Raw genomic sequence first — 20244 nt, forward strand, 5'->3', positions numbered from 1 at the left:
CGCACCGCCGCTCCCACATTTTTGATCGCATTTCAGGTTGAAATGTAATCAGACGCCCAGGTAATCCAGGATCCCTTCAGCCGCATTGCGACCTTCGAAGATCGCCGTCACCACCAGGTCGGAACCGCGCACCATGTCGCCACCGGCGAAGATTTTCGGGTTGCTGGTCTGGTGCTTGTACTGACCTTGCTCGGGCGCAACGACGCGGCCCTGGCTGTCGGTCTGGATTTCGAACTGTTCGAACCACGGCGCCGGGCTCGGACGGAAACCGAAAGCGATGACCACGGCGTCGGCCGGGATGATCTCTTCGGAGCCCGGGATCGGCTCGGGGCTGCGACGGCCACGGGCGTCCGGCTCGCCGAGACGGGTCTCGACCACTTTCACGCCTTCGACCTTGTCTTCGCCAACGATAGCGATCGGCTGACGGTTGTAGAGGAATTTCACGCCTTCTTCCTTGGCGTTTTTCACCTCTTTGCGCGAGCCGGGCATGTTTGCTTCGTCACGACGATAGGCGCAGGTCACCGATTTTGCGCCCTGGCGGATCGACGTGCGGTTGCAGTCCATCGCCGTGTCGCCGCCGCCCAGCACCACGACCTTCTTGCCTTTCATGTCGACGAAATCTTCCGGCGACTTTTCAAAGCCCAGGTTGCGGTTGACGTTGGCGATCAGGAAGTCCAGCGCGTCATAAACGCCCGGCAGGTCCTCACCGGCAAAACCGCCCTTCATGTAGGTGTAGGTGCCCATGCCCATGAACACGGCATCGTACTCGGCGAGCAGTTGCTCCATGGTCACGTCCTTGCCGACCTCGGTGTTGAGACGGAATTCGATGCCCATGCCGGTGAAGACTTCGCGGCGATTGCTCAGCACGGTCTTCTCGAGCTTGAACTCGGGGATGCCGAAGGTCAGCAGACCGCCGATTTCCGGGTTCTTGTCGAACACCACCGGGGTCACGCCGCCACGCACCAGCACGTCGGCACAACCCAGACCCGCCGGGCCCGCGCCGATGATCGCGACACGCTTGCCGGTCGGCTTGACCTTGGACATGTCCGGGCGCCAGCCCATGGCGAACGCAGTGTCGGTGATGTACTTCTCGACCGAACCGATGGTCACCGCGCCGAAGCCGTCGTTAAGGGTGCAGGCACCCTCGCACAAACGATCCTGCGGGCACACCCGGCCGCAGACTTCCGGCAGGGTGTTGGTCTGGTGCGACAGCTCGGCGGCCTGGAGGATGTTGCCCTCGGCCACCAGCTTCAGCCAGTTCGGAATGAAGTTGTGCACCGGGCACTTCCATTCGCAATACGGGTTGCCGCAACCCAGGCAGCGGTGGGCCTGGTCGGCCGACTGCTGGGGTTTGAACGGTTCGTAGATTTCCACGAACTCTTTCTTGCGTTGACGCAACAGTTTCTTCTTCGGATCCTTGCGCCCGACATCGATGAACTGGAAGTCGTTATTCAGACGTTCAGCCATTGTTAAAACCTCATCAAACTCTTCAGGCGCATATCACTGCGGGTTGGCACGGGTGCTGGAAAGCAACGACTTCAGGTTGGCAGCCTTCGGCTTGACCAACCAGAAACGGCGCAAGTAGTCATCGAGGTTCTCGGCGAGTTCACGACCCCACTCGCTGTCGGTTTCCGCGACGTACTCGTTCAGCACGTTCTGCAGGTGGCTGCGATAGGCTTCCATCGCCTCGCCGCTGATCCGCTGGATTTCCACCAGTTCGTGGTTGACCCGGTCAACGAAGGTGTTGTCCTGGTCGAGCACGTAGGCGAAACCGCCGGTCATGCCAGAGCCGAAGTTGTAACCGGTCTTGCCCAGAACGCAGACAAAACCACCGGTCATGTACTCACAGCAGTGATCGCCAGTGCCTTCCACAACCGTGTGGGCACCGGAGTTGCGCACGGCGAAACGCTCGCCTGCGGTGCCGGCGGCGAACAGCTTGCCGCCCGTGGCGCCGTACAGGCAGGTGTTGCCGATGATGGCGCTTTCCTGAGTCTTATAAACGCTGCCCTTCGGCGGCACGATGGTCAGCTTGCCACCGGTCATGCCTTTGCCGACGTAGTCGTTGGCGTCGCCTTCCAGGTACATGTTCAGACCGCCGGCGTTCCACACGCCGAAGCTCTGACCTGCAGTGCCCTTGAAGCGGAAGGTGATTGGCGCTTTCGCCATACCCTGGTTGCCATGCTTGCGCGCGATTTCGCCGGAGATCCGTGCGCCGATCGAACGGTCGCAGTTGCAGATATCCAGATCGAACTCGGCGCCGCTGAGGTCGTTGATCGCCGACGTCGCCATCTCGACCATTTTCTCGGCCAGCAGGCCCTGGTCGAACGGTGGGTTGCGCTCGACGCCGCAGAACTGAGGCTTGTCCGCCGGGATGTGATCGCTGCCCAGCAGCGGGGTCAGATCCAAGTGATGCTGCTTGGCGGTCTGGCCTTCGAGGATTTCCAGCAGATCGGTACGGCCGATCAGCTCTTCGAGGGAGCGCACGCCGAGCTTGGCCAGCCACTCGCGGGTTTCTTCGGCGACGTAGGTGAAGAAATTCACCACCATGTCGACGGTGCCGATGTAGTGATCCTTGCGCAGCTTCTCGTTCTGGGTCGCGACGCCGGTGGCGCAGTTGTTCAGATGGCAGATACGCAGGTATTTGCAGCCCAGCGCGATCATCGGCGCAGTACCGAAGCCGAAGCTTTCGGCGCCGAGGATGGCTGCCTTGATTACGTCGAGGCCGGTTTTCAGGCCGCCGTCGGTCTGGACCCGAACCTTGCCGCGCAGGTCGTTGCCGCGCAGGGTCTGGTGGGTTTCGGCCAGGCCGAGTTCCCACGGAGCGCCAGCGTATTTGATCGAGGTTAGCGGCGATGCACCGGTACCGCCGTCGTAGCCGGAGATGGTGATCAAGTCCGCGTAGGCCTTGGCCACACCGGCAGCGATGGTGCCGACGCCCGCTTCAGCCACCAGTTTCACCGAGACCAGCGCCTTCGGGTTGACCTGTTTCAAGTCAAAGATCAGCTGCGACAAGTCTTCGATGGAATAGATGTCGTGGTGCGGCGGTGGCGAAATCAGGGTTACGCCCGGCACTGCGTAACGCAGCTTGGCGATCAGCCCGTTCACTTTGCCGCCCGGCAGTTGCCCGCCCTCGCCCGGCTTGGCGCCCTGGGCGACCTTGATCTGCAACACTTCGGCGTTGACCAGGTATTCCGGGGTCACCCCGAAACGGCCGGTCGCAACTTGCTTGATTTTCGAGCTCTTGATGGTGCCGTAGCGCGCCGGGTCTTCGCCGCCTTCGCCGGAGTTGGAACGCGCACCGAGGCGGTTCATGGCTTCGGCCAGGGCTTCGTGAGCTTCCGGCGACAGCGCGCCCAGCGAGATACCGGCGGAGTCGAAGCGCTTGAGCACCGATTCCAGTGGTTCGATTTCACTGATGTCCAGCGGCGTGTCGAGGGTCTTGACCTTGAACAGGTCGCGGATCATCGACACCGGACGGTTGTCCACCAGCGAGGTGTATTCCTTGAATTTGGCGTAGTCGCCCTGCTGCACGGCGGCTTGCAGGGTGTTGACCACGTCCGGGTTGTACGCGTGATATTCGCCACCGTGGACGAACTTCAGCAGACCGCCCTGCTGGATCGGCTTGCGCGGACTCCAGGCTTCGGTGGCCAGTGCTTTCTGCTCGGCTTCGATGTCGACGAAACGCGCACCCTTGATACGGCTCGGCACGCCACGGAAGCTCAGCTCGCAGACTTCTTCGGACAGGCCGATGGCTTCGAACAGCTGCGCACCGCGGTACGAGGCGATGGTCGAGATGCCCATCTTCGACAGGATCTTCAACAGACCTTTGGTGATGCCTTTGCGGTAGTTCTTGAACACCTCGTAGAGGTCGCCCAGCACTTCACCGGTCCGGATCAGGTCGCCCAGCACTTCGTACGCCAGGAACGGATAGACCGCCGAGGCGCCGAAGCCGATCAGCACCGCGAAGTGGTGCGGATCGCGGGCGGTGGCGGTTTCCACCAGGATGTTGGAGTCGCAGCGCAGGCCTTTTTCGGTCAGGCGGTGGTGCACCGCGCCAGTGGCCAGCGAGGCGTGGATCGGCAGCTTGCCCGGAGCGATATGGCGGTCGCTCAGAACGATCTGGGTACGACCGGCACGCACGGCTTCTTCAGCCTGATCGGCGACGTTGCGGATCGCCGCTTCGAGGCCGACGCTTTCGTCGTAGTTGAGGTCGATGATCTGCCGCTCGAAACCCGGACGGTCGAGGTTCATCAGCGAACGCCACTTGGCCGGGGAAATGACCGGCGAGCTGAGGATCACGCGCGAGGCGTGTTCCGGCGATTCCTGGAAGATGTTGCGCTCGGCACCGAGGCAGATTTCAAGCGACATCACGATCGCTTCACGCAGCGGGTCGATCGGCGGGTTGGTCACCTGGGCAAACTGCTGGCGGAAATAGTCGTACGGCGTGCGCACGCGCTGGGACAGCACCGCCATCGGCGTGTCGTCGCCCATCGAGCCAACGGCTTCGTAGCCTTGTTCGCCGAGCGGACGCAGCACCTGATCGCGCTCTTCGAACGTGACCTGATACATCTTCATGTATTGCTTGAGCTGATCGACGTCGTAGAAAGCCGAACCGTGATCGTTGTCTTCCATGGTCGCCTGGATACGCAGGGCATTCTTGCGCAACCATTGCTTGTACGGATGACGGGATTTGAGACGGTTGTCGATCGCATCGGTGTCGAGGATCTGCCCGGTTTCGGTGTCCACGGCGAAGATCTGGCCCGGGCCGACACGGCCCTTGGCGAGCACGTCTTCAGGCTGGTAGTTCCAGACGCCGATTTCCGAAGCCAGGGTGATGAAACCGTTCTTGGTGGTGACCCAGCGCGCCGGGCGCAGACCGTTACGGTCGAGCAGGCACACCGCGTAGCGACCGTCGGTCATGACCACGCCGGCCGGGCCGTCCCACGGCTCCATGTGCATCGAGTTGTACTCGTAGAACGCACGCAGATCCGGATCCATGGTTTCAACGTTCTGCCACGCTGGCGGAATGATCATCCGCACGCCACGGAACAGGTCGATGCCGCCGGTGACCATCAGTTCGAGCATGTTGTCCATGCTCGAGGAATCGGAACCGACACGGTTGACCAGCGGGCCGAGTTCTTCCAGATCCATCAGATCGTTGGTGAACTTGGTCCGACGGGCCTGCGCCCAGTTGCGGTTGCCGGTGATGGTGTTGATCTCGCCGTTGTGGGCGAGGAAGCGGAATGGCTGAGCCAGCGGCCATTTCGGCAGGGTGTTGGTGGAGAAGCGCTGGTGGAACACGCAGATCGCGGTTTGCAGGCGCTGGTCACCCAGGTCCGGATAGAACGCGGCCAGGTCGGCCGGCATCATCAGGCCTTTATAGATGATGGTCTTGTGGGAAAAGCTGCAGATGTAGTGGTCGGTGTCGGCGGCATTGGCCACGGACGAGCGACGACGGGCGCTGAACAGCTTGACCGCCATGTCCTGATCGCTCAGGCCTTCGCCGCCGATGTACACCTGCTCGATCTGCGGCAGGCGCTCAAGGGCCAGGCGGCCGAGGACGCTGGTGTCGATCGGCACTTTGCGCCAGCCGATCAGTTGCAGGCCTTCGGCCAGGATCTCGCGGTTCATGTTCTCGCGAGCGGCTTCGGCCTTGGCCGGATCCTGATTGAAGAAGACCATGCCCACGGCATATTGCTTGGGCAGCTCGACGCTGAAGGCTTCCTGGGCAATTGCACGCAGGAAGGCGTCGGGCTTTTGAATCAGCAGACCGCAACCGTCACCGGTCTTGCCGTCGGCATTAATCCCACCGCGGTGGGTCATGCAGGTCAGGGCCTCGATGGCCGTTTGCAAAAGGGTATGACTGGGTTCGCCCTGCATATGGGCTATCAGGCCGAAACCGCAGTTATCCTTGAATTCATCTGGTTGGTACAGACCTGCTTTCATAGACACTTTCTCACCAGGCTGCCTCTTAACGAGGCAAATTTCTTTTCAATTCAACCACTTGCTTGCCGCGCCGAACGTACGCCGGCTTTGCGGGGGCAAAAGGGTGGTCATTGTACACAGCGACACAGAGGCTCACAAATTTGACGACGAAATGTCGCAAATTCATGTCGCATTTGTGAAAGGTTTAAAGCGATCTGCTGTGCTAGTCAAAACTTTTTTAATTTTGACCGCAACGACTCAAAGACTACTGTGACGCAGACACCACAAGGCACGCGGTCTGTAGAGACGGCGCGCACTTGTAGAGATTTTGAGGTGCTTGGAGAGGCGGCCTGGGTAAGGCCGCCGAATCTTCAGCGAGTTGTTGCCAGTTCCTGTTGGACGCTGGCGACAGTGCGAGGCCAAGGTTTACCAGCCTGAACCTTCGCTGGCAAGGCCTTGATGGCAGAAACGGCTGCATCACGATTGGCGAAGTTGCCGTAGGTGATCACGTAGAGAGGCTTGCCGTTGAGGACTTTCTTGAAATAACGGTACTCGCCGCCCTGCTCCTTGACGAAGTTTTGCGCGGTCGCTTCGGAGCTGGTGCCGAGGATCTGCACCACGTAGTTGCTGGTCGGCTGACCGGCGTACCAGCTGCCACCGGCAGCCTTGGCGACGGTGACCGGCTTCTCGGCAGGTTTCGCGGCGGCAACAGGCTTGGCAGGCGCCGGAGCCGGTTTGGCCACTGGAGCGGCCGGAGCAGGCTTGGCGGTAGCGACCTGGGTCGGTGCCGGGGTCGGTTTGGCCGCCGGGGCCGGAACCGGAACCGGGGTCGGCGCAGGGCCGGCCTGAACGCCCGCGGGTGGCGCGGTAGTGGTCACGGTCGGTGGCGTGTTGCTGGAGCCTTCGACCGGCACGCCGTCGTCGCCTTCGGTGATGCCACCCGCCGCTTCAGCCAACGGACCGCGCATTACCGGCTGCGAGTTGCCGACCAGCGGCAGCGGCATCGGCTGGGTATTGCCGTTGAATTCGACGGACGGCGCGCCACCCGCCTGCGGCGTGCCCTGGCCCAATGGCAGTTGCGCCTGCTCGTTGGCCGGCGCACCGGTGGTCGGTGCCTTGTTGCGACCCGGCATCAGCCAGGCGGCAGCGACCGCGACCACAACGACGGCGGAAATCGCCAATACGTGTTTCTTCGGCATGTTGAACCCCATACTTGGACGCTTGACCGCAGAGCGGCTGGCAATCATGACTTCGATCAGAGCATCGCGAGCGACCTGGTTGATGTTGCCCGGCCAACCCTCGGAGCTTTCGTGAATATCAGAGATCTGATCCGCGGTGAAAAGTTCGACACCCCGGCCGGCACCTTCGAGCCGCTGGTCAAGATACTCGCGGGTTTCTTCTTCGGTGTACGGCTGCAGTTCGATGACGTGAAAGCGCTCTTCCTCAAGGTGCAAAGCCTCGAGCTGCGCGATCAGCGACGACTCGCCGAACAGGAACACATGCGGGCGACCTTCCGGCGCGCCGGCGCCCAGCGCCATCAGGGCTTCAAGGGCGGACTCGTCGAGCTGCTCGGCATCGTCCACCAGCAGATAGACTTCCTGACCGGTCAGGGCCAGTTGTACGACCTGATCGAGGATCGCCCCGACTTCGGCCTGGGCCACGTCCAGCGCCTGGGCGATCTGGCGCAGCACACCGGCGGCATCGCCGGCGCCACGGGCGGAAACGACGACGCTCTGCACCGACTGCTTGTTGGTGCTGGCAACCAGCGCCTGACGCAGCAGGGTCTTGCCGCTGCCCTGCGGGCCGGTGACCACCAGCAGCAACTGGCTGTAGCGCGCCAGATGATGCAACTGACCCAGCACCGGCTTGCGCTGGGCCGGGAAGAATTTGAAGCCCGGCACCCGCGGCGCGAAAGGGTCGTGACTTAACTGGAAATGGCCGAGGAACGCCTCGTCGGCATGCAAACTAGTCATCGGAATCTTATTAACCTTTAAGCTGAGCCAGAGCGCGGTAATCCGCTCCCAGCGTGGCCTGTAGAACCTCTTTCGGATAATCGTCGGTCACCACCGCTTCGCCCATCCGGCGCAGCAGCACCAGGCGCAAGCGACCGTCGATCACTTTTTTGTCAATTGCCATGTGTTCAAGAAAATCGGCTTCGGTCATCTCTTCCGGCGGGATCACCGGCAGACCGGCACGCTGGAACAGCCGGATGCCGCGATCACGCTCCTGCTCGCTGATCCAGCCCAGGCGCGCGGACATTTCCAGCGCCATCACGGTGCCGGCGGCGACCGCTTCGCCATGCAACCAGACACCATAGCCCATGTGGGTTTCGATGGCGTGGCCAAAGGTGTGGCCAAGATTGAGGGTGGCCCGTACGCCGGTTTCCTTCTCGTCGGCTCCGACCACCGCCGCCTTGGCGGCGCAGGAACGTTCGATGGCATAGGTCAGGGCCGTTTGATCCAGCGCACGCAGGGCATCGACGTTGTCTTCGAGCCAGGTCAGGAACGGCTCGTCACAGATCAGACCGTACTTGATGACTTCCGCCAGACCGGCCGACAGCTCGCGCGCCGGCAGGGTTTTCAGGGACGCGGTATCGATCAGCACCACATTCGGCTGATAGAACGCGCCGACCATGTTCTTGCCCAGCGGATGGTTGATCCCGGTCTTGCCGCCCACCGACGAATCGACCTGGGACAGCAGCGTGGTAGGGATCTGGATGAAATCGACGCCGCGCTGGTAGCAGGCGGCCGCGAAACCGGCCATGTCGCCGATCACGCCGCCACCGAGGGCGATCACTGTGGTGCGGCGGTCATGACGGGCGGTCAGCAGTCCGTCGAAAATCAACTGCAGGGTTTCCCAGTTCTTGAAGGCTTCGCCGTCGGGCAACACCACGGAAACCACTGAAAACTGCGCCAGGCTGCGGGTCAGACGCTCGAGATAGAGCGGCGCAACGGTCTCGTTGGAGATGATTGCCACCTGCCGCCCGTGGATATGCGGGGCCAGCAGCTCAGGCTGGTCCAGCAGTCCCTCGCCAATGTGAATCGGGTAGCTGCGCTCGCCTAGGTCGACCTTGAGTGTCTGCATGTGTCCCCACAGTGAAGATGGAAGCAGGCGTCCTGCCCTGAATTATTGGTTGTCTGCAGCCTGTAGCGGGTATGACGCCGCTCGCACGCCATCCGCCACAACCTCGGCGGGCTGTGACAGGACGCCGAGGATAGCGCATTTCGAGCGATGCTTTAACGGGGCGGAAGCTGCGCCAGGCGGTCGAGAATATCGAGTACGACCATGCGCGGTGGCCGCTCGTCGGTTTCCACCACCAGATCGGCGATTTCCCGATAGAGCGGATCACGGATCGCCAGCAGATCGCGCAAGGTTTTCTCCGGATTGGCAGTGCGCAACAACGGCCGGTTGCGATCGCGAGAGGTGCGGCCGACTTGCTGTTCGACGGAGGCGTGCAGATACACCACCCGCCCGCCCTCGTGCAGGGCCTTGCGGTTGGCATCGCGCATCACCGCGCCGCCGCCGGTCGCCAGCACCACGCCGTCGAACGCGCACAGCTCGGCGATCATCGCCTGCTCACGGTCACGAAAGCCGGGCTCGCCTTCCTTGTCGAAGATCCACGGAATATTGGCGCCCGTACGCAGTTCAATTTCCTTGTCGGAATCCTTGAACGGCAGGCGCAGCTCTTTGGCCAGTAATCGGCCGATGGTGCTTTTTCCAGCCCCCATCGGTCCTACAAGAATCAAATTTCGCACAGAATCAACGACTCACAGCAATCGCCTGGTTATTCATGATACGCGGAGTGAGAAATACCAGCAGCTCGGATTTTTTCTCCGAAACCACATCACGCCGGAAAAGGCGGCCAAGATACGGCACATCGCCAAGAAATGGCACCTTATCTACGACCTTGCTTTGAGTATTTGAGAAAACGCCCCCGATCACGATGGTCTCGCCGTCGTTCACCAGCACCTTGGCGTTGACCTCGTTTTTCTTGATCGGCGGTACATCCTGCACTTTGTTCAGGTAGTCCGGTTCGTCCTTGGTGACCTTCACCTCCATGATGATGCGGTTGTCCGGGGTGATCTGCGGCGTCACTTCCAGCGACAGCGACGCCTCCTTGAAGGACACCGACGTAGCGCCGCTGGAGCTGGCTTCCTGATACGGAATCTCGGTGCCCTTGAGGATCTTCGCGGTTTCCTTGTCGGAGGTGACCACCTTGGGCTGCGAGACGATTTCGCCGTTGCCGGTCTTCTCCATCGCGGTCAGCTCAAGGTCGAGCAAGACGTTATCGGTGATGAACGCGATGCCGATCCCGGACGTGTTGTTGACCGTGCCCATGTCGACGAACGGCGAGTTGGTGCTGGTGCTGCCCGGCGTGCCAACGGTGGTCGACGAACCGTTGCTGACCCCGGAAGTGTTCCAGTTGCCCTTGTTCTGAATCGAACCGCCCCAGCGCACGCCCAGACTCTTGTCGTAGTCGACGTTGGCCTCGACGATCCGTGCCTCGATCATCACCTGACGCACCGGAATATCCAGCTGCGCCACAATCCGCCGCAGCTCGTCGAGGCGATCCTGGGTCTGGTAGGCAATGATGTTGTTGGTGCGCTCATCGACGGTGATAGAACCCCGCTCGTCGACCTTCGCCTCGGCGCTGGTGACAGACTGGAACAGCTTGGCGATGTCGGCGGCTTTGGCGTAGTTCACCTGCAATAGCTCACGACGCAGCGGCGCCAGTTCGGCGATCTGTTTCTGCGATTCCAGTTCCTGCCGCTCGCGCGCAGCAATTTCATCCGCCGGCGCCACCAGCAACACGTTGCCGACCTTGCGCTTGTCCAGGCCTTTGGTCTTGAGCACCAGATCCAGCGCCTGATCCCACGGCACGTTCTGCAGGCGCAAGGTGATCCCGCCCTGCACCGTATCGCTGGCCACCAGATTGAGGTTGGTGAAGTCGGCGATCAGTTGCAGCACCGAACGGACATCGATGTCCTGGAAATTCAGCGAGAGCTTTTCGCCGTTATAGCTGTTGCGATCGGCGTTGCGTTTTTGCAGGTCATCGACGGTCAACGGCCGGATGCTGACGGTCAGCTTGTTGTCGGTCTGGTAAGTGGAATAGTCGAAAGTACCGCTGGGTTCGACGGTGATCGTCGCCCGATCACCGCTGACCCCGGCATTGACGAACTGCACCGGGGTGGCGAAGTCCTTGACGTCGAGGCGTACCCGCAGCGGTTCTGGCAATTGGGTACGGGCGAAATTGAGGATGATCTTGCCGTCGTGCTCCTGGATGTCCGGGGCGATAGCCGGGTCGGACAAGTCGATGACCACGTTGCCCTCGCCCGCCGTGCCACGCTGGAAATCCACGCCGCGAATGACTCTGGCGGTCGGAGCAAACGTGCGGACCGGCGCTGCCGCAGGTGCTGCGCGCGGTGCACGAGCGGCCGTACGTGGGGCAGCGGCTTTAGTGCCTTGCCCGACCACCACGAACACCGTATTGCCCTCGACCCGGGTGTCGTACGGTGCCAGTTGCGTCAGGCTGATGATCAGCCGCGTCCGGTTATTGGCCTCGACCACCGTGGCCGTGCGGGCATTGCCACTGCCCAGGTCACGGGTCTTGCTTGCCAACTGACTGGCAACACCCGGCAGATCGAGTGCGATCCGTGCCGGCGAGTCGGTGGTGTAGCCCTTGGGCTGCGGGGGCGGGCCGTCGAACGACAGCTTCAGCTCGACCCGGTCGCCCGGCAGTGCCGCGACGTCCAGCGCCTTTAGATTGGCTGCCTGTACCATCGGCGAAAGCAGCGCTATCCATAGCGAAAAACCGAGGGTGGAGAAAATCCTGTTCATTGTTCGACTTCCACTTATGAATGCTCTTTCAAAGGAATGGTGCGCGGCCGCTCAAGCCAGGCGCCCTGGCCATCGGGAACGATTTCCACCACTTCGACCTGTGAAGCGCTGATGGCGACGATGCGCCCGTCGTTGCGCCCCAGATAGTCGCCGACCTTGAGCCGATGGACGCCGCCCGCGCCTCGCAGCAGGGCGAAGGAACCGGAGGCGTTGGCAATCGTGCCGACCATTTCAAACTGCTCGATGTTGAAGCCTTCGAGGTATTGCTTGACCCGGTTGGGATCGGGTTTCACGTCGCGCGAGCCATGTTTCTGCCCGGCCAGATCGACCCGCAGCTGGCGCGAAAACGGACTGCGCAGGTTGGCGGCGCTGTAGGTGAACGTCGGGTAGGAGCGGAAGGTCGGAGTCGGCTCGATCTTGCCCGGCGGACGCAGGCGCACTTCATTCATGTAGGCGTCGAGGTCGCTGAAGTCATCGCCGCCACAGCCACCGAGCACCAATAACAATGCCGACAGGGCGATAAAACGGATCGGGCTCATTTCTGCAGCCCCTTGTCGTTATAGCGGTAGGTCTTGGCGAGGATGCTCATGCGCAGCTTCGGCCCGCCTTCAGGATTGGCTGGCGCCAGCTCGAAATCGTGCAGGGTGACGATGCGGGGCAGCCCGGCCACGCCACTGACGAAGGTCGCGAGGTCGTGATAGGCCCCGGTCACGGTGATCTGGATGGGCAACTCGATGTAGAACTGCTGGGTAACCTCCGGCAGCAGTTTGATCTCTTCGAACTCAAGGCCGCTGCCCAGTCCGGTGCGGGTGATGTCTTCCAGCAACCCCGGCACTTCGGTGTCACTGGGCAGTTGTCGCAACAGCACGCCGAACGAGTTTTCCATCTCTTTCATCTGCTGGGTGTACAGCTCCAGATTGGCCGCCATGCGCGCCTTGCTCGCGAACTGCTCCTTGAGGGTGATTTCCTCCTCACGTTTGAGTTCGAGCTGGTTCTCCAGGTCACTGATGAAAAAGTTATAGCCAAGCGCCAGGACCAGCACCATCAACAGCCCGCCGGCCAGGCTTTTGACCACTGGCGGCCAGGAGCCGATGTTGCTGGTGTCGAGGTCGTTGAAATCGACATTGCGCAGGCTTTCCAGCCACTCGGACGGCTTCATTGGTCGTCCTCCTCGAGCCGGGGTCGAGTCTGGCGAACGGTCAACTGAAAGACGTTGGCCTGATCCACTTGTCCGGCAGTGGTGGCTTTCACTTCATTGAGGTTGGGCGCATCGAACCAGTCGGAGGCGTCGAGATTGCGCATCAGGTCGGACACTCGATTGTTCGATTCCGCCGCGCCGCTGATCGAAAGGGTCTTGCCGACCATTTTCACGTCGGTGAAATACACCCCGTCGGGCAAGGTGCGCGCCAGCTGATCGAAGATCCGCCCGCTGATCTGCCGGTTGCCCTGCAAGTCCTGGATGATGCGCATGCGCTCTACCAGTTGCTGGCGATGGGCCTTGAGGTCGCTGATCTGCTTGATCCTCTCGTCGACCACGGAGATCTGTTTGCCGATGTAGTCATTGCGCGCAACCTGCCGCGCGATGGCGCCGCTGATGATCTGATCAGCGATGAGCACCGCCCCCACCGAACCGACCACCACACCGATCAAGACCAGCAGGAAGCGTTTGCGCCGCTCCTCGCGACGCTCCTCGCGCCAGGGTAAAAGGTTGATCCGCGCCATCAGTCGAAACTCCTGAGCGCGAGCCCGCAGGCAATCATCAGGGCCGGCGCATCGCTCGCCAAAGCCCCGGCGTTGACCTTGCTGCTCAAGGCCATGTCGGAAAACGGGTTGGCAACCTGGGTCGGGGTGTTCAGGCGCTCTTCGATCAGCCGGTCGAGGCCGGGCACCGACGCCGTGCCGCCGGCCAGCAGAATGTGGTCGACAGCGTTGTACTGGCCGGAGGCAAAAAAGAACTGCAGGGAGCGCGACACCTGCTGCACCAGCGCCTCACGAAATGGCTGCAGCACCTCGCTGACGTAATCGTCCGGCAGGCCGCCCTGCTTCTTGGCAAGTCCCGCCTGTTCAAGGGTCAGGCCATAACGGCGCTGGATTTCCTCGGTCAGCTGTCGACCGCCGAACAGCTGTTCGCGGGTATAGATGATCCGGCCGTTGTGCAGGACGCTGAGGGTGGTCATGGTGGCGCCGATGTCGACCACCGCCACCGTCAACCGATCCTGGGACGCGGCCAGTTGCGTGGCCAGCAGGCCGAACGAGCGCTCCAGCGCATACGCCTCGACATCCACCACCCGCGCCGTCAGCCCGGCCAGTGCGAGCGCCGCTTCGCGGACTTCGACGTTTTCCTTGCGACAGGCGGCCAGCAGTACGTTGACCCGCTCGGGGTTGCGCGGCGAAACGCCCTGGACTTCGAAGTCGATGGCGACCTCGTCCAGCGGGTAGGGAATGTATTGATCGGCCTCGATCTTGAGCTGGTTTTCCAGTTCATCGTCGGACAGCCCGGCGTCCATCTCGATGACCTTGGTGATCACCGCCGAGCCGGCCACGGCCACCGCCACGGTTTTCAACCCGGTACGCGCCTTGACCAGCACCCGGGACAGGGCCTGGCCGACGCCCTCGAGTTCGGCGATGTTCTTTTCGACCACGGCACTCGCCGGCAACGGCTCCACCGCATACGCCTCGACCCGGTAGCGTTCACCCTGACGGCTCAGCTCCAGCAGCTTCACCGACGTGGAGCTGATGTCGATCCCCAGTAACGTATTGGCCTTTTTATTGAAGAGTCCTAGCACTACCAATTCCCTATGACTTTCCGTGAGTTACGGACTCTGTAATGCGCATTGCGTTCCCTCGCCCCGTCTTGACAGAAGCGCAAATGACGCCCCCTGCGGAAAAGTGCTTATAATGCCCAGCGATTTTTTCCGCCTTTTACTGCCGGCGCGGGTTGTTCTGTGTTACCCGGAACCCTGTCGCCCAATTCATTCTTTGCCGTGGATGTCCAAAAGCCTTGATTCGTCTGCTGAAATTTTTCGGTTGGTCCATCGTCGCCGTTTTCTGCGGACTGCTTTTAGGTCTCAGCGGCGCGTTTCTTTACCTTAGTCCGGGTTTGCCATCTGTGGAGGCGCTGAGAAGCATTCAGTTGCAGATTCCACTGCGGGTGTACAGCAGCGACAACAAGTTGATCGCAGAATTTGGCGAAATGCGCCGCACACCGATCCGTTTCGCCGACATTCCCCCCAATTTCATCAATGCGTTACTAAGTGCTGAAGACGACAACTTCGCCAATCACTATGGCGTCGATCCGAGCAGCCTGATGCGTGCCGCGACTCAACTGGTCAAGAGCGGGCACATCCAGTCCGGCGGCAGCACCATCACCATGCAGGTGGCGAAGAACTTCTTCCTGACCAGCGAACGCAGCTTCTCGCGCAAAACCACGGAAATCCTTCTGGCCCTGCAGATCGAACGCCAACTGACCAAGGACGAGATCCTTGAGCTGTACGTGAACAAGATCTATCTGGGCAACCGCGCCTACGGCATCGAGGCGGCGGCGCAGGTGTATTACGGCAAGTCGATCCGCGAAGTCAGCCTGGCGCAGATGGCGATGATCGCCGGCCTGCCGAAAGCCCCGTCGCGCTTCAACCCGCTGGCCAACCCGGCGCGCAGCAAGGAGCGTCGCGACTGGATCCTCGGGCGCATGTACAAGCTCGGCAAGATCACCGAGGCCGACTACACCGCTGCGATCAACGAGCCGCTGAACGCCAGCTATCACGTGCCGACCCCGGAAGTGAACGCGCCGTACATCGCCGAAATGGCCCGTGCCGAAATGGTCGGTCGCTACGGCAGCGACGCCTACACCGAAGGTTTCCGCGTCACCACCACGGTGCCGAGCAACCTCCAGGAAATGGCAAATACCGCGCTGCATGAAGGCCTGATGACCTACGATCAGCGCCACGGCTACCGTGGCCCTGAATCACGTCTGCCGGGCAAGACCCGCGAAGCCTGGGCCACTGAATTGACCAAGCAGCGCACCATCAGCAGCCTCGAACCGGCCATCGTCACCCAGGTCGACAAGAACGGCCTGCAAGTACTGACCCGCACCGGCGAAGAACATGTGGCGTGGGACACCATGAAATGGGCGCGCCCGTTCCTCAATACCAACAGCATGGGCGCCAACCCGCGTCAGCCGTCGGATGTGGCACAGGTCGGCGATCTGATTCGCGTGCAGCGCCAGCCGAACAATTCGCTGAAGTTCAGCCAGATTCCGCAGGCGCAAGGCGCGCTGGTGTCGCTGGATCCGCAGAACGGTGCAATCCGTTCGCTGGTCGGCGGTTTCGCCTTCGAGCAGAGCAACTACAACCGTGCGATGCAGGCCAAGCGTCAGCCGGGCTCGAGCTTCAAGCCGTTCGTCTACAGCGCCGCACTGGATAACGGCTACACCGCCGCGAGCCTGGTCAACGACGCGCCGATCGTGTTCGTCGACGAGTACCTGGACAAGGTCTGGCGTCCGAAGAACGACACCAACACCTTCCTCGGCCCGATCCGTCTGCGTGAGGCGCTGTACAAGTCGCGCAACCTGGTGTCGATCCGCCTGTTGCAGGCGATGGGCGTGGGCAAGACCATCGATTACATCACCCGCTTCGGCTTCAACAAGCAGGACCTGCCGCCAAACCTGTCTCTGGCGCTGGGCACCGCGACCCTGACGCCGATGGAGATCGCCACCGGCTGGAGCACCTTCGCCAACGGCGGCTACAAGATCACTCCGTACATCATCGACAAGATCGAAAGCCGCAATGGCGACACGCTGTTCGTCGCCAACCCGCCGACCGTACCGCAGGGCGGCGCGGCCACCGACGGTATCGCGGCACCGGCAACGCAATCGATCACCGTCGACGCAGCGCCGGTTCCAGGGGAAGCGCCAGGCAACGCCGCTGTACCGCAAGCCCCCGCAGTTGCCGAGCGCATCGTCGATGGCCGTACCACCTACATCCTCAACAGCATGTTGCAGGACGTGATCAAGCTCGGCACCGGCCGTCGCGCACTGGCCCTGGGCCGCAGCGACATCGCCGGCAAGACCGGTACCACCAACGAATCCAAGGATGCGTGGTTCTCCGGCTACAACGCCGACTACGTGACCACCGTGTGGACCGGTTTCGACCAGCCGGAAAGCCTCGGTCGCCGGGAGTTCGGCGGCACCGTGGCACTGCCGATCTGGATGAACTACATGGCCGCCGCGCTCAAGGACAAGCCACCGCATGTCCAGCCGGAGCCGGAAGGCATTCTCAGCCTGCGGGTGGATCCGGTCAGCGGTCGCGCGGCATCGCCGAGCACGCCGGGCGCCTATTTCGAGCTGTTCAAGGCCGAAGACACGCCTCCGTCGGTCAACGAGATCGGCAATGGCACCGTGCCGGGCAGTCCGCTGCCGGCGGATGAGCAGGCGCCGATCGATTTGTTCTGATCCCGATCCTGAACCGCTAAAAAGCCCCGCCTTCGATTGAAGTGCGGGGCTTTTTATTACCTGTTCATTTTTGTGTTGTCTGGGCCGGCCTCTTCGCGGGCAAGCCCGCTCCCACAGTAACCGGGTGTACGCTCCATTTGTGAACGCCACAAAACCCTGTGGGCGCGGGCTTGCCCGCGAAGAGGCCCTTAAGATCACCCCAAAATCAACAGGCACAAAAAAGCCCCGACTCTCGCGAACCGGGGCTTTCGGCTGAAGCGCTACAACGACTTAGCCGTTGAACACGTCATCCACGCTTTTCAGCGGGTAGTTCTTCGGATACGGCAGGGTCGCCACACCAGTCTCGATCGCGGCCTTGGCCACGGCGTCGGAGATCACGGTGATCAGGCGCTTGTCCATTGGCTTCGGAATGATGTACTCACGGCCGAATTCCAGCGAGATACCGCCGTAGGCGTCGCAGACTTCCTGAGGAACCGGCAGCTTGGCCAGTTCGCGCAGGGCGTTGGCGGCAGCGATCTTCATTTCTTCGTTGATGCGCTTGGCGCGAACGTCCAGGGCACCACGGAAGATGAACGGGAAGCCCAACACGTTGTTGACCTGGTTCGGGTAGTCCGAACGGCCGGTGGCCATGATCACGTCGTTACGGGTGGCGTGAGCCAGTTCCGGGGAGATTTCCGGATCAGGGTTGGAGCAGGCGAAGACGATCGGGTTGGCCGCCATGCGCTTGAGTTGCTCGGCGCTCAGCAGGTTCGGGCCCGACAGGCCGACGAATACGTCAGCGCCTTCGATGGCGTCGTCCAGAGTGCGCTTCTCGGTAGGGTGAGCGAACACAGCCTTGTACTGGTTCAGGTCGTCACGGCCAGCGTGGATCACGCCAGTACGGTCAACCATGAAGATGTTCTCGACCTTGGCGCCCATGCTCACCAGCAACTTCATGCAGGAGATGGCGGCTGCGCCGGCGCCCAGGCAGACGATCTTGGCGTCGGCCAGGGTTTTGCCAGCGATTTCCAGGGCGTTGATCATGCCCGCAGCGGTCACGATCGCGGTGCCGTGCTGGTCATCGTGGAATACCGGAATGTCGCACTGCTCGATCAGAGCGCGTTCGATCTCAAAGCACTCGGGCGCCTTGATGTCTTCCAGGTTGATGCCACCGAAGGTGATGGAAATGCGTTTTACGGTGTCGATGAAGGCTTGCGGGCTTTCGGAGTCGACTTCGATGTCGAAGACGTCGATACCGGCGAAGCGCTTGAACAGCACGCCTTTACCTTCCATCACTGGCTTGGAGGCCAGTGGGCCGAGGTTACCCAGGCCCAGAATCGCGGTGCCATCGGAAATGACTGCAACCAGGTTGCCCTTGCCGGTGTACTTGTAGGCCAGTTCAGGATCGCGGGCGATCTCGCGCACTGGTTCAGCTACGCCGGGGCTGTAGGCCAGCGACAGGTCGCGGGCGGTAGCAGTGGCCTTGGTGAGCTCGACACTCAGCTTTCCTGGGCGAGGATTGGCATGATATTCGAGAGCGGCAGTTTTCAGATCAGACATTTTGGCATTCCGCTTTTTACTGTTGGACAGACTGGTCAGCGAGGATACGCGCCTCGCAAAGTCCCCACAAGACTGCCCGGTCACCCCTGTCAAGCGCCCTGCCCTAAGACTTTGGGCCAAGAGCCACGGCGCACAAGGGCTAGACTGTTCACAATCGAAAGAAAAAATGTCTACAATTTTTTATTCAACGGGACGGCTGGAGCATCGAAGGATCGGTCAGCGGCAACAGCCAACGCGCCTGACCTGATTTCAGTCCACCGCGCCGGGAACGGTCGACCACCCAGCCACGAGCCTCGATCTGCTTGCCCTTCAACGCCTGCAGAGCGGCGCTATCGAAGCTTTCCAGCAGATTGGGTGCAACGCGCAGTACAAGCTTGTCCTGCAACTCGATCCAGATTCCGCCGCGATTGCGTTGAATCTTGCTCACACGACCGCTGACCAGCGCGAAACCCGAGCGCTCGATCTGCTCCGCTTTCAGTACAGGCGAGCGCTTCCACAGGCCCAGCCCGGACTGTCGTGCGCGGCGTTCGGCAGCTTGCTGGCAATCGACCAGATCGACATTCGGCGCCACCGCGACCTGGAAACCGAGGCCATCGGCGAGCATTTGCGCTTCGAGATTCTCACCCTTGGCGCTGAAAACATGGGCGAGGGTCCGGCCGTAGTGGTCCTTGGGCTGGGCGCCGAGGCGCAGGCCAACCCGCCCGTCGCTTTCGGCGACCAGGGCTTCGAGACGCTTGCGCGCGGCCACTGCAAACGGTTCGTCGCTGCGGCCCTGCTTGCCGAGCTCGGGCGTATTGAGGCCGATCATCCGCACATTGCGCCCGTCGCTCAGGCGCAGGGTGTCGCCATCGACCACCCGCTGCACCGTGGCGCTGTCCAGCCCTACAGGTGCCGGGCAAAAGGCCTGAGCGGAGGAGAACCAAATCGCGGACACAAAAAAGGCGCCCGCAAGGGACGCCTTTTTCATCAGACCGGAAAAGCCGCTGAGGTTTTCCAGAATGAAGGGCCTTAGGCCTTTTTCGCGCCGAAAGCACCGAAACGGTCGGCGAACTTCTGAACGCGACCACCGGTGTCCAGAGTCTTCTGCTTACCGGTGTAGAACGGGTGGCACTCGTTGCAAACGTCGATCGACAAGGCTTTGCCGAAGGTCGAACGGGTTTCGAACTTGTTGCCGCAGCTGCAAGTTACTGCAACTTCTGGGTAATTCGGGTGGATATCGGCTTTCATGGTGTTTTCCTCAGCTGGCGTGCCGCCATCCAACACGATTGTTGAATACCGCACGTAATTAGGCCGCGGATTCTACCAGACAATCCCGATCACGCAAGCTGTCAGGGGTGCCCTCCATCAGAAAAGACTGTTCAATGTTGACGGCGTCTTTTGACGTCAGGCTGCGTTGCTACTCCTCCCCATAGCAAGCTATGAGTCGTCGTAGCGCCTTGCCTGACGCCAAAATCCACTCGTCAACATTTGAACGCTTTCCTGATGGAGGACAC

The 20244-nt window shown here is 61.5% G+C and carries 14 protein-coding genes; 1 reads left to right on the plus strand and 13 read right to left on the minus strand.

Annotated features, from left to right (window positions below; translation table 11 throughout):
- Window positions 1-48: 48 nt before the first annotated feature.
- The 10 genes from CAG25_RS04190 to CAG25_RS04240 all read right to left on the minus strand — a co-directional run bounded on the left by CAG25_RS04190 (window position 49) and on the right by CAG25_RS04240 (window position 14549).
- Entirely contained in the window at window positions 49-1467 is a 1419-nt protein-coding gene (locus CAG25_RS04190; RefSeq protein ID WP_007909438.1) for an FAD-dependent oxidoreductase, read from the minus strand.
- A gap of 33 nt (window positions 1468-1500) precedes the next feature.
- Window positions 1501-5946, minus strand: a complete 4446-nt coding sequence (gltB, locus tag CAG25_RS04195) for a glutamate synthase large subunit (RefSeq protein ID WP_085611132.1) — start codon at window positions 5944-5946, stop codon at window positions 1501-1503.
- A gap of 350 nt (window positions 5947-6296) precedes the next feature.
- Entirely contained in the window at window positions 6297-7898 is a 1602-nt protein-coding gene (locus CAG25_RS04205; RefSeq protein ID WP_085611133.1) for an AAA family ATPase, read from the minus strand.
- A 10-nt stretch (window positions 7899-7908) separates the two neighbouring features.
- The gene (gene aroB / locus CAG25_RS04210; RefSeq protein WP_011332082.1) at window positions 7909-9009 is read right to left on the minus strand and encodes a 3-dehydroquinate synthase; all 1101 of its coding nucleotides are present in this window, start codon (window positions 9007-9009) and stop codon (window positions 7909-7911) included.
- A 152-nt stretch (window positions 9010-9161) separates the two neighbouring features.
- Window positions 9162-9680, minus strand: coding sequence for a shikimate kinase AroK (gene aroK / locus CAG25_RS04215; protein WP_011332081.1), 519 nt, complete (start codon window positions 9678-9680; stop codon window positions 9162-9164).
- 4 nt (window positions 9681-9684) lie between these two features.
- Complete coding sequence (pilQ, locus tag CAG25_RS04220; protein WP_085611134.1) at window positions 9685-11763, minus strand: type IV pilus secretin PilQ family protein; 2079 nt, start codon at window positions 11761-11763, stop codon at window positions 9685-9687.
- Between the two features lie 14 nt (window positions 11764-11777).
- Window positions 11778-12302: a pilus assembly protein PilP gene (locus tag CAG25_RS04225; protein WP_039766425.1), complete on the minus strand. Its 525-nt coding sequence runs from the start codon at window positions 12300-12302 to the stop codon at window positions 11778-11780.
- Window positions 12299-12922, minus strand: coding sequence for a type 4a pilus biogenesis protein PilO (pilO, locus tag CAG25_RS04230; protein WP_085611135.1), 624 nt, complete (start codon window positions 12920-12922; stop codon window positions 12299-12301). Before pilO ends, CAG25_RS04225 begins: the two co-directional genes overlap by 4 nt.
- Entirely contained in the window at window positions 12919-13485 is a 567-nt protein-coding gene (locus CAG25_RS04235; protein WP_074689559.1) for a PilN domain-containing protein, read from the minus strand. The genes pilO and CAG25_RS04235 overlap by 4 nt, the downstream gene beginning before the upstream one ends.
- A complete protein-coding gene (locus CAG25_RS04240) occupies window positions 13485-14549 on the minus strand; it encodes a pilus assembly protein PilM (protein WP_007952389.1) in 1065 nt (354 codons plus the stop codon). The genes CAG25_RS04235 and CAG25_RS04240 overlap by 1 nt, the downstream gene beginning before the upstream one ends.
- Window positions 14550-14767: 218 nt before the next feature.
- Here CAG25_RS04240 and CAG25_RS04245 point away from each other — a divergent pair, with 218 nt between their 5' ends.
- Entirely contained in the window at window positions 14768-17212 is a 2445-nt protein-coding gene (locus CAG25_RS04245) for a penicillin-binding protein 1A (RefSeq protein ID WP_371857705.1), read from the plus strand.
- A 270-nt stretch (window positions 17213-17482) separates the two neighbouring features.
- Here the strand turns inward: CAG25_RS04245 and CAG25_RS04250 are convergent, their stop codons facing one another.
- From CAG25_RS04250 to rpmE, 3 genes are all read right to left on the minus strand, one after another.
- Window positions 17483-18751 carry a malic enzyme-like NAD(P)-binding protein gene (locus tag CAG25_RS04250; RefSeq protein WP_007952395.1) on the minus strand — a complete coding sequence of 423 codons (1269 nt, stop codon included), beginning with the start codon at window positions 18749-18751 and terminating at the stop codon, window positions 17483-17485.
- A gap of 184 nt (window positions 18752-18935) precedes the next feature.
- Complete coding sequence (locus CAG25_RS04255) at window positions 18936-19718, minus strand: thermonuclease family protein (protein WP_085611137.1); 783 nt, start codon at window positions 19716-19718, stop codon at window positions 18936-18938.
- A gap of 41 nt (window positions 19719-19759) precedes the next feature.
- Window positions 19760-19978, minus strand: a complete 219-nt coding sequence (gene rpmE / locus CAG25_RS04260) for a 50S ribosomal protein L31 (protein ID WP_064592895.1) — start codon at window positions 19976-19978, stop codon at window positions 19760-19762.
- Between the last annotated feature and the right edge of the window lie 266 nt (window positions 19979-20244).

Source organism: Pseudomonas sp. B16(2017), assembly GCF_002113205.1.
GTDB lineage: Bacteria > Pseudomonadota > Gammaproteobacteria > Pseudomonadales > Pseudomonadaceae > Aquipseudomonas > Aquipseudomonas pharyngis.

Excerpts from the sequence above, each read along its gene's own strand:
- gltB (WP_085611132.1), bottom strand. The coding sequence starts at position 5,946 with ATGAAAGCAGGTCTGTACCAACCAGATGAATTCAAGGATAACTGCGGT.
- CAG25_RS04235 (WP_074689559.1), bottom strand. The coding sequence starts at position 13,485 with ATGGCGCGGATCAACCTTTTACCCTGGCGCGAGGAGCGTCGCGAGGAG.
- aroB (WP_011332082.1), bottom strand. The coding sequence starts at position 9,009 with ATGCAGACACTCAAGGTCGACCTAGGCGAGCGCAGCTACCCGATTCAC.
- CAG25_RS04250 (WP_007952395.1), bottom strand. The coding sequence starts at position 18,751 with ATGTCTGATCTGAAAACTGCCGCTCTCGAATATCATGCCAATCCTCGC.
- rpmE (WP_064592895.1), bottom strand. The coding sequence starts at position 19,978 with ATGAAAGCCGATATCCACCCGAATTACCCAGAAGTTGCAGTAACTTGC.
- pilQ (WP_085611134.1), bottom strand. The coding sequence starts at position 11,763 with ATGAACAGGATTTTCTCCACCCTCGGTTTTTCGCTATGGATAGCGCTG.
- pilO (WP_085611135.1), bottom strand. The coding sequence starts at position 12,922 with ATGAAGCCGTCCGAGTGGCTGGAAAGCCTGCGCAATGTCGATTTCAAC.
- CAG25_RS04225 (WP_039766425.1), bottom strand. The coding sequence starts at position 12,302 with ATGAGCCCGATCCGTTTTATCGCCCTGTCGGCATTGTTATTGGTGCTC.
- CAG25_RS04205 (WP_085611133.1), bottom strand. The coding sequence starts at position 7,898 with ATGACTAGTTTGCATGCCGACGAGGCGTTCCTCGGCCATTTCCAGTTA.
- CAG25_RS04255 (WP_085611137.1), bottom strand. The coding sequence starts at position 19,718 with ATGAAAAAGGCGTCCCTTGCGGGCGCCTTTTTTGTGTCCGCGATTTGG.
- CAG25_RS04190 (WP_007909438.1), bottom strand. The coding sequence starts at position 1,467 with ATGGCTGAACGTCTGAATAACGACTTCCAGTTCATCGATGTCGGGCGC.